At 31.6% G+C, this 13,865-nt stretch carries 18 protein-coding genes; 8 read left to right on the forward strand and 10 right to left on the reverse strand.

Annotated elements, in window-relative coordinates:
* Window positions 1–2 precede the first annotated feature (2 nt).
* Entirely contained in the window at window positions 3–1,532 is a 1,530-nt protein-coding gene (locus tag B3792_RS04490; RefSeq protein WP_291047114.1) for a sodium:solute symporter, read from the reverse strand.
* Between the two features lie 107 nt (window positions 1,533–1,639).
* Here B3792_RS04490 and recR point away from each other — a divergent pair, with 107 nt between their 5' ends.
* Together recR and B3792_RS04500 are read left to right on the forward strand one after the other, a co-directional pair.
* Window positions 1,640–2,254: a recombination mediator RecR gene (gene recR / locus B3792_RS04495; RefSeq protein WP_180905071.1), complete on the forward strand. Its 615-nt coding sequence runs from the start codon at window positions 1,640–1,642 to the stop codon at window positions 2,252–2,254.
* Window positions 2,255–3,325, forward strand: a complete 1,071-nt coding sequence (locus B3792_RS04500) for a glycosyltransferase family 2 protein (RefSeq protein WP_291047113.1) — start codon at window positions 2,255–2,257, stop codon at window positions 3,323–3,325. It begins immediately after the preceding gene.
* Window positions 3,326–3,344: 19 nt separating this feature from the next.
* On the opposite strand, the gene B3792_RS04505 is transcribed toward B3792_RS04500, so the two are convergent.
* The 6 genes from B3792_RS04505 to rsfS all read right to left on the reverse strand — a co-directional run bounded on the left by B3792_RS04505 (window position 3,345) and on the right by rsfS (window position 8,330).
* On the reverse strand, window positions 3,345–3,608 hold the full coding sequence (locus B3792_RS04505; RefSeq protein WP_280062888.1) for a hypothetical protein: 264 nt from the start codon (window positions 3,606–3,608) through the stop codon (window positions 3,345–3,347).
* Between the two features lie 83 nt (window positions 3,609–3,691).
* Window positions 3,692–4,342, reverse strand: coding sequence for a phosphatidylserine decarboxylase family protein (locus B3792_RS04510; protein ID WP_038331813.1), 651 nt, complete (start codon window positions 4,340–4,342; stop codon window positions 3,692–3,694).
* Window positions 4,339–5,187, reverse strand: coding sequence for a phosphatidate cytidylyltransferase (locus tag B3792_RS04515; RefSeq protein WP_291047112.1), 849 nt, complete (start codon window positions 5,185–5,187; stop codon window positions 4,339–4,341). The genes B3792_RS04510 and B3792_RS04515 overlap by 4 nt, the downstream gene beginning before the upstream one ends.
* A gap of 2 nt (window positions 5,188–5,189) precedes the next feature.
* Window positions 5,190–5,795, reverse strand: a complete 606-nt coding sequence (locus B3792_RS04520; RefSeq protein ID WP_219033684.1) for a hypothetical protein — start codon at window positions 5,793–5,795, stop codon at window positions 5,190–5,192.
* 130 nt (window positions 5,796–5,925) lie between these two features.
* Window positions 5,926–7,938, reverse strand: a complete 2,013-nt coding sequence (gene ftsH / locus B3792_RS04525; RefSeq protein ID WP_221854183.1) for an ATP-dependent zinc metalloprotease FtsH — start codon at window positions 7,936–7,938, stop codon at window positions 5,926–5,928.
* 23 nt (window positions 7,939–7,961) lie between these two features.
* The gene (gene rsfS, locus B3792_RS04530; protein ID WP_038331822.1) at window positions 7,962–8,330 is read right to left on the reverse strand and encodes a ribosome silencing factor; all 369 of its coding nucleotides are present in this window, start codon (window positions 8,328–8,330) and stop codon (window positions 7,962–7,964) included.
* 93 nt (window positions 8,331–8,423) lie between these two features.
* On the opposite strand from rsfS, the gene B3792_RS04535 reads away from it, so the two are divergent.
* From B3792_RS04535 to B3792_RS04550, 4 genes are read left to right on the forward strand one after another with little or no spacing between them, the layout of a single operon-like run.
* On the forward strand, window positions 8,424–9,137 hold the full coding sequence (locus B3792_RS04535) for a biotin--[acetyl-CoA-carboxylase] ligase (RefSeq protein ID WP_291068988.1): 714 nt from the start codon (window positions 8,424–8,426) through the stop codon (window positions 9,135–9,137).
* A gap of 31 nt (window positions 9,138–9,168) precedes the next feature.
* The gene (idi, locus tag B3792_RS04540) at window positions 9,169–9,684 is read left to right on the forward strand and encodes an isopentenyl-diphosphate Delta-isomerase (protein WP_291061479.1); all 516 of its coding nucleotides are present in this window, start codon (window positions 9,169–9,171) and stop codon (window positions 9,682–9,684) included.
* A gap of 12 nt (window positions 9,685–9,696) precedes the next feature.
* The gene (locus B3792_RS04545) at window positions 9,697–10,107 is read left to right on the forward strand and encodes a 6-pyruvoyl trahydropterin synthase family protein (protein ID WP_291068990.1); all 411 of its coding nucleotides are present in this window, start codon (window positions 9,697–9,699) and stop codon (window positions 10,105–10,107) included.
* Window positions 10,104–10,556 carry a peroxiredoxin gene (locus B3792_RS04550; protein ID WP_219033681.1) on the forward strand — a complete coding sequence of 151 codons (453 nt, stop codon included), beginning with the start codon at window positions 10,104–10,106 and terminating at the stop codon, window positions 10,554–10,556. Before B3792_RS04545 ends, B3792_RS04550 begins: the two co-directional genes overlap by 4 nt.
* Here B3792_RS04550 and B3792_RS04555 read toward each other — a convergent pair.
* Both B3792_RS04555 and B3792_RS04560 read right to left on the reverse strand, forming a co-directional pair.
* On the reverse strand, window positions 10,553–10,735 hold the full coding sequence (locus B3792_RS04555) for a hypothetical protein (RefSeq protein WP_219033680.1): 183 nt from the start codon (window positions 10,733–10,735) through the stop codon (window positions 10,553–10,555). The two genes, B3792_RS04550 and B3792_RS04555, sit on opposite strands and share 4 nt — an antisense overlap.
* A gap of 75 nt (window positions 10,736–10,810) precedes the next feature.
* A complete protein-coding gene (locus B3792_RS04560; RefSeq protein ID WP_257467987.1) occupies window positions 10,811–11,485 on the reverse strand; it encodes a YiiX/YebB-like N1pC/P60 family cysteine hydrolase in 675 nt (224 codons plus the stop codon).
* Between the two features lie 43 nt (window positions 11,486–11,528).
* Here B3792_RS04560 and B3792_RS04565 point away from each other — a divergent pair, with 43 nt between their 5' ends.
* Together B3792_RS04565 and gcvT are read left to right on the forward strand one after the other, a co-directional pair.
* Complete coding sequence (locus B3792_RS04565; RefSeq protein ID WP_219033679.1) at window positions 11,529–11,891, forward strand: hypothetical protein; 363 nt, start codon at window positions 11,529–11,531, stop codon at window positions 11,889–11,891.
* 78 nt (window positions 11,892–11,969) lie between these two features.
* Complete coding sequence (gcvT, locus tag B3792_RS04570; RefSeq protein ID WP_291047111.1) at window positions 11,970–13,046, forward strand: glycine cleavage system aminomethyltransferase GcvT; 1,077 nt, start codon at window positions 11,970–11,972, stop codon at window positions 13,044–13,046.
* Between the two features lie 287 nt (window positions 13,047–13,333).
* Here the strand turns inward: gcvT and B3792_RS04575 are convergent, their stop codons facing one another.
* Window positions 13,334–13,831 (reverse strand): DinB family protein, encoded by a 498-nt coding sequence (locus B3792_RS04575; RefSeq protein WP_125348619.1) that lies wholly within the window; start codon window positions 13,829–13,831, stop codon window positions 13,334–13,336.
* Between the last annotated feature and the right edge of the window lie 34 nt (window positions 13,832–13,865).

Below are 13,865 nucleotides of genomic sequence, written 5' to 3' on the forward strand. Positions count from 1 at the left end.
TTTTAATTTAATTCTTTTTGACGATTAGAGCTTACCAACCATAAACCGATGAAGGTTAATAAACCATTTAAAATGATTAATTCAACACCAATTTTGTAATCGGTAAAATTAATCACTAATTCGTTGATGATATAGGTGAAAATAGGCGCTAAAATCGCAACTGTAATAATTGAATATTTTTTGTAAATGTTACGTTTCGTTAAAATACCGAAAGCAAACAATCCTAATAACGGTCCGTATGTATAACCTGCAATTTCCATCACAAGATAAACAATTGATTTGTTGTTAATCGTTTTAAAAACCATAATCAAGATAAAGAAAACTACCGTGAAAATTAAGTGAACACGAATACGAATCTTTTTCTTTTCTTTTTCTGATTTTTCTTTGTCTTCGTTGATGTTTAATAAATCGACACAATATGAACTTGTAACCGCCGTTAAAGCTCCGTCGGCAGAAGGAAATAAAGCAGAAATTAATCCGATAATAAAAATTACAGAAATAATCATTGGGAAATGATGTCCTAAAAGCGAAAGCGCAGGAAACATATCATCACCCATAATATTTTGTCCGCCTTGTTCCATAAAGAAACCATCAGCAGTATAAAAACCACCTTCACTCATTGCGTATAAATAAAGCAATCCACCCAAAAATAGGAATGCTAAATTAACAATCAATAATGTTCCAGCAAACGTCAACATATTCTTTTTTGAGTTTTGAAGATTATCAACAGAAATATTTTTTTGCATCATTTCTTGGTCAAGACCAGTCATCGCAATTGTGATAAACATTCCGCCCAAAATTGTTTTTAAGAAATAAGTTTTCGAATTTGGATCAAGATTAATGAAATGGGTATAGTTTTTGGCTTGCATCCTATCGTAAGCTTCACCAACAGATAAATTAAGATGCGAAAGGATAAACCAAATACAAGCAATCAAGCTAATGATCATAAATGATGTTTGCAAGGTGTCGGTTACGACAATTGTTTTTACTCCACCTTCGAACGTGTATAATAATATCATCAATAATAAGACAAATGTTGTTGCCCAAAATGGTACGCCTAAATTGTCTAATAAAAATATTTGTAACACATTTACAACTAAATATAAACGTGCTGTTGCGCCAATTCCACGAGAAATAATAAAGAAAACCGATCCCATTTTATGTGCTTCAACATTGAAACGTTTTCCTAAATAGGTGTAAATTGAGGTTAGATTCATTCGGTAATAGAGTGGAAGTAATACCCCCGCGACGATAAAATAACCAAGAAAAAATCCGATAACCATCATATAATACTCGAATCCTCCGTAAATATATTCGGAACCAGTTAATTTTCCGACCGTACCCGGAACCGAAATAAAAGTAACGCCACTAAGGCTTGTCCCAATCATTCCGAAAGCCACCAACCACCATTTACTTTTTTTGTTTCCGTTAAAAAAAGATTGATTGTCAGAATTTCGACTGGTGAAGTAAGAGATCACTAAAAGTCCTACAAAGTATACGATAACACAAAGTAGTAAAATTGTTGAGTTCATAATTTATTTAGTAAATAAGCCCAAATTTAATATTTTTGAGTGAATGATGATAGATTAATTTTCCGAAGATAAAATTGTAAATTTGTTGTCTATAATTTTTTGAACGAATGAATTACCCAAGCAAGGTTTTAGAGCGAGCTGTAGAAGAGATGTCAAATTTGCCAGGAATAGGAAAGAGAACAGCTTTGCGACTTGTTTTACATATGTTAAATCGTCCCAAATCTCAAACGACGGCTTTGTCCGAAGCGCTTTCTCATTTGGTAGATGATGTTAAATATTGTCAACATTGTCATACAATTTCTGATGATGAGGTTTGTGATATTTGCAACAACCCATTGAGAGAAGAAACTATAATTTGTGTCGTGGAAGATGTGCGTGATGTGATGGCGATTGAAAATACAGGACAATTTAAAGGACAATATCACGTTTTAGGAGGAAAGATTTCTCCAATGGAAGGTATTGGACCTGGTCAATTGAATATCCAAACGTTGGTTGATCGTGTTCAAAATGAAAATGTGAAGGAAATAATTTTTGCTTTAAGTTCGACAATGGAAGGAGATACAACTGTTTTCTATTTGTACCGACAATTAAAGAATGCCGAAATTATTTTTTCTACTATTGCGCGAGGTCTTGGTGTAGGAGATGAGTTAGAATATGCGGACGAAGCAACGCTAGTTCGTTCTATACAACATCGAATCCCATATTCAGAAAATAAATTTTAGATGAAATTATCGATAATTATTGTTAGTTATAATGCGCCAAAACATTTAGAGCTTTGTCTTGATTCGTGTCAGGAAGCTTTAAAAAATGTAGATGGCGAAATAATTGTAATTGATAATGATTCATCGGAAATTGATTTTATATTCCTAAAAAAAACTTTTCCTACTGTAAATTTTTTACTTCAGAATGAAAATCTTGGTTTTGCAAAAGCGAATAATATTGGGGTTGAGAATGCTTTGGGAGAATATATTCTGATTCTTAATCCAGATACAATTATTCCAGAGAATTTATTCGAATCTTTGATTGAATTTCATCAGTCAAAAGAAAAAATAGGTTTTGTGGGAGTACGAATGATAGATACAAACGGAAATTTTCATCCAGAATCAAAACGTAATATTCCGACAGCTAAAAATTCATTTTCTAAGTTGTATAGTCGATTTAATCATTCAAAAAAAAATAATTATTACAAATTAGAAGTTGATGAATTTGAAATTGCTCCTTGCGAAATTTTAGTTGGTGCTTTTATGTTCACCACGAAGAAAATCTATCAGGAAATTGGAGGATTTGATCCACGTTATTTTATGTATGGAGAAGATATAGATTTGTCTTTTAGTGCAGAATTGGCTGGTTATAAAAATTATTATAAAGGAGATATAACGGTTTTACATTACAAGGGAGAAAGTACGAAAAAAGATAAAAAATATTATAAACATTTTTTTGAAGCCATGATGATTTTCTTAGCAAAATATTATCAAAAAAATTGGTTGCATTATCAACTTTTACGTTCGGGAATTTTGATTAAATATTTAATTCAATTATTTAAATTTTCTTTACATTCACCTAATAATACTTCTAAAATAGAAGTAAAAGCAGAAAATTTATTTTGGATTGATAAGAAATCAGATTTCAAATCTTTATCAAATAATGAAATTGCAATTGATGCAAGTTTTTTTACTTATCAAGAGATATTATCAATCATTTCTGAAAACAACTCTTCTTCACGTTTATTTTATATTCGTCCTAAAAATAAAAATTATTTAATAGGTGATAATAAGCAGATTATAAATCTATAAAAACAAAAAAAGCTGAATCTTAATGACCAGCTTTTACAGTATCTTTTTTCTCAACTTTCGGAGTTTCTGCCGTTTTTGTAGAATCTTTCACTTCTTCGTGTTTTTCTTCAACAGCTTCCTCATGTTTTCCGTGACCTTCGTGAGTAGCTTCAGATTTGTGGTGCATTTCTTCTGCAGTAGCTGGTTCGTGAACAACTGGAAGAACTCCGTGATTTACACTTGCTTTAGAGTTACAAGAAGTAGCGAATGCTGCAACAGCTACTAAAAGAATTAATTTTTTCATGTCTTACAAAATTTATTGTATGGGTATATTATTATAATTGTTTTGACAAAATTAGTTAAAAACATTGAGTTCAACTAACTGATTTATTTCAATTGTGCAATTTTCTGAATTCCACCTTTTGTTTTATCTCCAACCTTTACATTAATCTCAGTATCAAGTGGTAAAAAGATATCAACACGCGATCCGAACTTGATGAAGCCATATTCTTTACCCGCAACAGCATCGTCATTCTCTTTACTGTAACAAACAATTCTTCGTGCAACTGCACCTGCAATTTGTCTGAAAAGAACTTTTGTATGATCTGCATTCTCTACAACAACAGTTGTTCTTTCATTCAATTCTGATGATTTTGGATGAAATGCAACCAAAAACTTTCCTGGATGATATTTCGAATAAATCACTTTTCCATTCACAGGATAACGCGTTACATGTACGTTAAGAGGCGTCATGAAAATTGATAATTGAATACATTTTTGATTCAAAAATTCGCTTTCAAATACTTCTTCTAATACAACAACTTTTCCATCAACTGGTGCGATTACGCAATTTTCTGACGAATCTGATTCACGAATTGGGTTTCTGAAAAACCAAACGATAAATCCGTAAAGTATCCATAATGGTAAGGCAAAGTAAAAACCATATACAGGAAAAAAGTAATGTAATACTCCTGTAGCGATTGCAAATAAAATTAAGCAACCTATCAAAATTGCTGTTCCTTCTCTGTGAAGTTTCATAAAGTATATACTAATAAATAATATAAATAAACAAATGGTACGACAAATATAAAACTATCTAATCGATCTAAAAAACCGCCATGTCCTGGAATAAGGTTAGAGCTGTCTTTTACATTGAAAAATCGTTTTAATTTAGATTCTGTCAAATCTCCCAATGGACCTAATGCTGCAACGATCAAACCAATAATCATCCAGTTTCCGTGCAAGTTCTCTCCAAAATATTTCTGAATTAAGAATCCAGCGATAATGGTGAAAATAATTCCTCCAAAAAAACCTTCCCACGTTTTTGCTCCCGAAATTTTAGGTGCTAATTTATGTTTTCCAATTAAGTTTCCTGTTAAATATGCAAATGTATCACTGCTCCAAAGTAATAAGAAAACGAAAAACACTTCGTAATGCATCACTTTTTCACCTAAATTATAATCAAAACTAGGTAAAGTTAATGCTAAGACAAATGGTGCGATAACGTATGTTAAACCTAAAGTAGCTTTTCCAAAATCGTTCAATAATTCATTGGTTGATTTGAAAATAATATAAATACTAAAAACAAATAAAACTGGAATGATGAAGTACAAACTTTTTAAATGAAAATAGTAATGATTTGAAGTTTCGAAAGCTTCTAAAAATTCTTTTCCATAATATCCAAAAACAACTAAGGCAGCTAAAAGTGCTCCTAATTGATAAAGTTTATTGGTAAGATTAGTGATTTTAAAAAACTCGTACAAACAAAAAAGTCCAAAAACCATCATCAAAACAATCAAACCTTTTGGATCTATCGTTGTCCCGAAAAATATAATAAGTGCGTAAATAAGTCCAGAGAAAGCTCTAATTGCTAAATTTTTCATAGCTAATCTTCAACCAATAACAAATAAATATTCTTCGCGTTGTCTACGTTGGGAAATTTGTGCATATTTTTTCCTCGAATCGAAGTTATTTTAGATGGAAGGTTATCTTTTTTTAATGTTCGTAATTTCTGTAATGCCACACTCACATTTTCCACTAATTGTGACGGGCGTGCATAGATAATAAAATTTGACGGAAAATCAGCAATATTTCTACCATAAGTTTGATGCGCCGATAACATAATACTTCCATCAAAAGCAATCAGAAATTCGCAACTAAGAAAACTAAGCGTATAACGAGAGTCGCATGGATTTTCGACAAAAGGAATATTGACTGAATTAAGAACCTGTTGTAAATTTGGATCAGGACAAATTAATTCGGTTACATTTTCGTAATTGACAATCTCTTTAAGGTTTTTAGAAGCCTCCTCTATATTATCACAAAATAAAAAATGTCCACCACCTACATTAAAATTTGTAGCAAATACTTCATCTATAGAAATTTTTTGGTCAGCATAATTTGGATGAAATAAATCAATTTGATTATCATCTGAATTCTCTGCTGATTTTTCAGTAGCTTTTTTAAGTAGGTTTTTAATTGCTTTCCACATGAAAACTCATGATTTTATATGAAATTAATCAATTACAGCCTAAAGGTAATAAATTTTAACAATATAATAAGAAGTAAAAAAAAAATCGTCCTATTTGGACGATTTTTTCTATTATTTTGAATGAATTTGATTAAATATCATTTCCAGATTCTGGTTGAACAACTTGTTCTGAATCAGCTTCTATAGCCTCTTCTTGTTTTTCTTCGATTTGATCTAATTCGTTTACAAATTTTCTTGGTCCGAAAATTTCTTCCAAATCTTCTCTAAAGATCACCTCTTTCTCAATTAATTTTTGAGCTAAAACATCTAATTGATCGCGATGTTCACGTAAAATATCTTTTGCTCTATCATATTGAGCTTCGATCATTGTTTTTACCTCTTTATCAATTACCTGAGCAGTTTGTTCTGAATAAGGCTTGCTGAAACCATACTCATTTTGTCCAGATGAATCGTAATAAGAAACATTACCAACTTCTTTGTTCAATCCGTAAATACTAACCATTGCAGAAGCTTGTTTTGTAACTTTTTCCAAATCACTTAATGCACCAGTAGAAATATTATTGAAAACAACTTCCTCAGCAGCACGACCACCCATTGTCATACACATTTCGTCTAACAATTGTTCTGTCGTTGTAATTTGTCTTTCTTCTGGCAAATACCAAGCGGCACCTAACGAACGTCCACGAGGAACTATAGTTACTTTAACCAATGGAGCAGCGTGTTCTGTTAACCAACCAATTGTAGCGTGACCAGCTTCGTGATAAGCGATACGTTTTTTCTCAGAAGGTTTAATCACTTTACTTTTCTTCTCTAATCCACCAATAATACGGTCAACAGCGTCTAAAAAGTCTTGTTTTTCTACGACGTCTTTGTTTTTACGAGCAGCAACTAAAGCTGCTTCGTTACAAACATTGAATATATCTGCACCAGAGAAACCTGGAGTTTGTTTTGCTAAAAATTCGATTTCAACATCTTCACCTAATTTTAATGGACGTAAGTGAACGGCGAAGATTTCTTTACGTTCGTTTAATTCAGGTAAATCAACATGAATAATACGGTCAAAACGACCTGGACGCATCAATGCTTTATCCAATACATCAGCACGGTTCGTTGCAGCAATCACAATTACGTTAGATTCTGTTCCGAAACCATCCATTTCTGTTAATAATTGGTTTAATGTATTTTCGCGTTCATCATTAGAACCTGTAAAGTTTGATTTTCCACGTGCGCGACCAATGGCATCAATCTCATCAATAAAGATAATTGAAGGAGATTTTTCCTTTGCATTTTTGAATAAGTCACGTACACGAGATGCACCAACCCCCACAAACATTTCTACGAAATCTGATCCTGATAACGAGAAGAAAGGAACTTTTGCTTCTCCAGCAACAGCTTTTGCTAATAAGGTTTTACCTGTACCTGGAGGTCCTACTAATAAGGCTCCTTTTGGGATACGTCCACCTAATTTTGTAAATTTTTCTGGATGTTTCAAGAATTCAACGATTTCTTCGATTTCTTCTTTTGCACCTTCTAAACCTGCAACATCTTTGAAAGTTGTTTTGATATGATCATCACCTTCAAATAATTTCGCTTTTGATTTTCCGACAGAGAAAATTCCTCCGCCACCTCCAGCAGATCCGCCTCCGCCCATTCGTCTAAATAGTAAGAAGTAGATTAATCCGAAGAAAATTAATGAAATGAAAAGATTCATAAACAAACTTCCAAAACCATTTGAAATTTGTGTGTTAAGAACGGCAGTTTTATTCGGACTCTTTTCTACGTTAGCATAAAAGTCTTTTTCAAAATTTCCTGCATCAGCAACATTGAAAATAAAGTTTGGAGCGCCTGTAGCAAAAGGATTTAAAGTTTCGTTTGATTTTTTAAACTTTTTAAATTCTTCAGTATTCAGAGCTGCGTCCGTTAAATATACACTTACACGTCCTGATTCTTTTTCTAGATTCGCTTCTTTTACGTAACCTTTTTCTACATAAGAAAGGAAAGTCGTACGGTCTATATTTTTAGTAGTTCCGCCGGCACCTCCAATGTTATCAGAAAATAATAGAAATGCAATCAGTAATAATCCAATAATGGCATATATCCATGTAGGATTAAACCCCGAAGGTTTAAAATTATTTTTTTTCAATTTTTTTTTGGTTTCAGTTATGATTAATATTCCATTTCGATACGCGTCTCTACAGCATCACCCCAAAGACTTTCGATATCGTAATATTCTCTGTATTCTTTTTGGAAAATATGGACAATAACATTTGTGTAGTCCAACAAAACCCATTGATTGTTTTGTGTTCCTTCTACATGAAAAGGTCTTTCTGACATTTCTGTTTTTACAGTTCTTTCAATCGAACCTGCTAAAGCACTAACTTGTGTATTCGAGTTTCCGGTACAAATAACGAAGTATTGACAAAATGCATTTTCAATTTCGCGTAAATCTAGAATTGTAATTTCTTCTCCTTTAACATTTGTAATTCCGTCAACAATGCTATCTAGCAAGTCTTTTGTATATTGAGTATCTATCATCTTTTATTTTGTAATTCGCAAATTTAGTGAATCCTTATTAAAGTTTAAACTTTTTAAAATAACTTTAACCACTCTATAAAAATAGTAAAAAAAATGTATTTAATTAGTTTTGATTCTTTGCCTAATACGAATGAGTTCTTGGTGGATTTGTCCAAAAAAGATGCCAATAGTTGGACTGTCATACATGCTAAAAATCAAACAAAAGGAAAAGGTTACGCAGGAAATGAGTGGAAAGTTGTCGCTGGAGAAAATTTAACCTTTAGTTTTTTGCTGAAAACGGATTATAGTTTTCAAGAATTAATTTATTTTAACGAATGGATTTCGAATGTTATTTGTCTATTTTTAAAACAATTTCATCCAAAATCTAACGTAAAATGGCCAAATGATATCATTTTAAATGATAAAAAGGTTTGTGGAATATTAATCGAAAATCATCGTTCCAATGGAATTATGAATTCTGTAATCGGAATAGGAATTAATGTCAATCAAGCTGATTTTAATCACTTACCAAAAGCAACATCTATTCGAAAAGTAACTGACAAAGAATATGACATCGAGGAAATTTTGGCAGATTTAATACATTATTTCGAAAATGAATATTCAATTTTAGAACAGAAAAATTTTGAACAAATTCATCAAACTTATTTAGATAATCTGTTTAGAAAAGATGAAATTTCGCATTTTAGATTAGATGGGATAGAAGTGGACGGAATTATTAGAGATGTAAATGAAGCGGGAAATTTACTGATAGAAATCAATCAAGAATTGAGAGAATTTAAGCACAAAGAAATCGAACTTCTTTTTTAATCCTATAGAAAAGGTTATTTTTGTTTATTTAATGGAAGAATTTGTAGTTTTAGTTGATCAGGACGATCAAAAATTAGGATTGATGGAGAAGCAACAGGCTCATGTAGCTGGTTTGTTGCATCGTGCATTTTCTGTTTTTGTATTCAATTCCAAAGGAGAATTAATGATTCAGCAACGAGCTGCGAGCAAATACCATTCGCCAACGTTGTGGACGAATACATGTTGTAGTCATCCGCGCGATAACGAAACCTACGAACAAGCGGCACACAGGCGTTTGGAAGAGGAAATGGGATTTGATTGCGAATTAGAATATAAATTTAATTTCATTTACAAAGCGCAATTAGAAAATGATTTGATCGAGCATGAATTAGACCATGTTTTTATCGGAACATTTGATGATGAACCAAAACTAAATCCTGACGAAGTGATGGCCTATCGTTGGGTAGAATTGGATGATTTGAAAAAAGATATGAAAAAAAATCCTCAGAATTATACAGCTTGGTTCAAAATAATTTTTGAACATTACGTTTCGTATATCGAAGAATAAAAATTTATACAGATGAAGGTTACTGTCAACAGAAAAGCACATTTTAATGCTGCGCATCGATTGTTTAACAAGAATTGGAGCAACGAACAAAATTTTGAAGTTTTCGGAAAATGTTCTTATCCAAACTATCACGGGCATAATTACGAAATTATTGTGGCGGTGAAAGGCGAAGTTGATCCAGAAACTGGTTTTGTGATGAATTTGGACGAATTACGAAAAATTATTGCGATTGAAGTTGAAGATTATTTGGATCATAAAAATCTGAATGTTGATATTGAAGAATTTAAAACTATCAATCCAACTGCCGAAAATATTGTGATTTTGATTTGGAATAAAATTAGAGCAAAATTAGCGACTGATTTAGAATTGAAAGTAACCTTATACGAAACTCCACGTAATTTTGTAGAATACGCAGGCGAATGAAATTAGGCGATCACATTCCAACTTTTTCGTTGGAGGATAACAAAGGAAATTGGTTTAATTCGGACGAATTTTTATACAAAAAATATTTTGTTTTATTCTTTTATCCGATGGATTTTACGCCAATGTGTACAAAAGAAGTATGTCAATTTCGTGATGTAAATGCAGATTTCAATGCTTTAGACGCTGTGATTGTCGGAATAAATGGACAATCAACTTCTTCTCACGAGAAGTTTTATACAAAACATCAATTAAACTTTCCGTTGCTTTCTGATAAAGGAGCAAAGTTGTCGAAGTTGTTGGGAATCAAAAAGAAATTTGGCTTAATCACACCGCGAGAAACTTTTGTATTCAATAAACAAGGAAAATTAATTAAACACATTGTTTCAAATGTAGCCGAAACGCACATTGAAGAAGCAATGCAAGCAATAAAAAAAGACCAAGGAAATTAGTTTTCTTGGTCTTTTTGTTTGTATAACATTTTTCTTATGACAACTCGATAAATAAAAAAGATAACCGTTCCAATTGCCGAATAAACCAACATTGTTTGCACATCGCTTTTATCGAACAAATATTTTAGTCCAAATAACACGAAAAAGAAAATGATACTATAAATGATATTTTGTTTCATGTGGTAAAAGTAGGGATTAATTTATTTGTTATAAAGATTCTATGAATCATTCTGAATTTGTTTCAGAGTTTCATTTTAAAACTTCACCTCACCAACCTTAATTAATTTCTTAGAAGTTGCCAATTGATTTGGATTTGTTCCTGGTTCGTCTTGCGGAACTTTTTTTCCTTTTTTACGATAGAAATCTATCCAAAAATCATCAATAATTCCAGTTTCTTTGTTTTTGAAATTCATGGGAATCAATTCAAAAATAGTATCATCACGAAAAGCTCTTTCCACAAAATCTGAACAATATAATTCGTCATCATTCAAAATGTATAACCAATTATAAGGTTTTCCGAGCATTGTTTTAGCTTTTTCAATTGCATGAGGAATTGTATATTGATATTCATTTTTGAGACGATAAATGACAATTTTATTATTCTTTTCGGTTTGAGAAATGTAAAAATGATGAATTTCCTCTCGTTGCGATCCGCCCATTGGAGCAGCATGTAGAACAAAAATAGAATCATCAGTTTTTTCGATTAAACCAACATGATCAAAATTGGTTTCGTCATTTATTTTTGTCACTCTATTTATCGCGCCCGAAAGTTCTTCTGTTTGCGCACCAACAAAAATCAAATCTCCATTTTGGATATTTTGTAATGAAATTGAATGTTTTTCTTTTAATATTTTTGCTTTTGTACAACTATTCATTGTCAATGTAAATAGAAGTAAAAAGATAGGAAATAAAACGAATATTTTTTTCATTCGGAATGAATTATTACTTTTAATCTACGAATTAACCAAAAAGATGGATTTTAAAAAAATTTTGACCATATCAATTGTCGTTTTATTGATTTTAGTTGGTGCTGCAATTATTATTGGAAGCAACAAAGATCGACGCGTTTTCTTTATTGAGAGCTTTAATAAACCAATTGAAAATGTTATTAATTCTCGTTTGGATACAGATTATTCGTACGAAATTGTAAAAGTAAAAGGTAAAACAAACGATACCATTTTGATTATTCCTTGCGAAGGTTGTCAACCATTGAAATTATCAGGAAAAATAAACGAAAAGTTTATGAACAAATTTGGTAAAGGAAAATCGGTTATGCGTTTCGAGCCGTATAAAGCGACGGAAGGGAATTTAAAAATTATTCATAAAATTAGATAATCTTCTATTAAAGAAATTTTCCTAACAATTAATTCCTTATTTTTGGGAGAATTATAAACTTATCAAAGCAAACAAACAATGAAAGTAACTGCATTAAACCAAAAGCACAAAGATTTAGGTGCGAAAATGGTTCCTTTTGCTGGATATGAAATGCCAGTGCAATACGCAGGTGTTAACCAAGAACATTTTGCTGTTCGAGAAAAAGTTGGCGTTTTTGATGTTTCTCACATGGGACAATTTTTTGTAAAAGGAGAAAAAGCAACAGACTTATTACAACACTTATTGACGAATGATGTAACGAAAGTTACTATTGGTCAAGCTCAATATAATGCAATGCCAAACGAAAAAGGAGGAATTGTAGATGATTTAATCATTTATAAAATCTCTGATGATGAGTGGATGGCAGTTGTAAATGCATCTAACATCGATAAAGATTGGGAATGGATGAACAAACACAATACGTTTGGTGCAGAATTAACAAACAAATCTGATGAGATGTCTTTGTTAGCAATCCAAGGACCAAAAGCAATTGAAGCGATGCAAGCATTGACAGATGTTAATTTAGCTGAAATTCCGTTCTATCATTTCGCAATTGGTACGTTTGCAGGTATGGAAAATGTGATTATTTCTGCAACTGGTTATACTGGTTCAGGAGGTTTCGAGATTTATTTCGCGAATGAGCAAGCAAACGAAATGTGGGACAAAGTAATGGAAGCTGGAAAATCTTTCGATATTGAGCCTTGCGGTTTAGCTTCTCGTGATACGTTGCGTTTAGAGAAAGGTTACTGTTTATACGGAAATGATATCAACGATGACACAACTCCATTAGAAGCTGGTCTTGCTTGGGTAACGAAATTGGATACAAACTTTATTTCTTCTGATATTTTGAAAGCTCAAAAAGAAGCTGGAGTTGAGAAGAAATTAGTTGGTTTCAAAATGATCGAAAGAGGAATTCCTCGCCACGATTATAAAGTTGTAGATGACAACGAGAATACAATCGGTATTGTGACTTCAGGAACGCAGTCTCCAATGTTGAAACAAGGAATTGGTTTAGCATATGTTCATACAGATTTTGCTAAAGTTGGAACAACAATTAGAATTCAAATTCGTGATAAAAATGTATTAGCAGAAGTTGTAAAAACTCCTTTTGTTTAAAACAATATAAAGTCAAAATACAAAAAAGCTTTCGAGGATTTCGAAAGCTTTTTTTATGAATTCATATTAATTGATACATTTATTGATGTCTTTTTTAGATAAAATTAATAAAATAGATTATTAACTACGAATATTATAAAATTGTTAATATTTCTTAAAAAAAACATAACTTAGATTTGCTTAAATATGATATATGTTATATTTTTGAGATAATAATATTACTGATCAGTAATACAATTAACACTAATTATGATTTTAAGACCTCTATTAGAGGTCTTTTTTATTTTTTAAAACTTTTGAGAATCAGCACTTGGTCCATAACTCGAAGGTAAATCTATTCCAAGTAAGCGATAAAAAACTCCCAATTGAGCGCGGTGATGTGTAATTTGATTTAAAGCATGACGAATTGCTTCATATTTTGTAAAATCTGCAAAAACAGTTTCTCCTTCTGTAACTTGCCATCTTTTTGATAAATGATCTTCGTTCACATTCTCTAACGCCGCTTTTCCTAATTCATAATCATCATCCAATTTTTGTTGTAAATCTTCAATAGAGGTAAATTTTGTCGGTTTGTAATCCCCTGCTGCAAAATCTAATTTATCAGTTGTTAAGATCAAAGCTGGCCAAGCAAATATTTCAACCACATGATTTGTTAAAGTTGTAATATCCATACTTTTTTCATGAGGTTTGTATGTCGTTTTATCCTCAGGAAATCTTGCAATAAATTCTTTGGTAATTTGATACTCGTTTTGCAATTCTTTTGCTAATAATTCTACTATTTTCATGTTGTTTTGATTTGTAGTTAAAAGGTACAAATTT

The organism is Empedobacter sp. UBA5924 (assembly GCF_002431085.1).
Lineage (GTDB): Bacteria > Bacteroidota > Bacteroidia > Flavobacteriales > Weeksellaceae > Empedobacter > Empedobacter falsenii_B.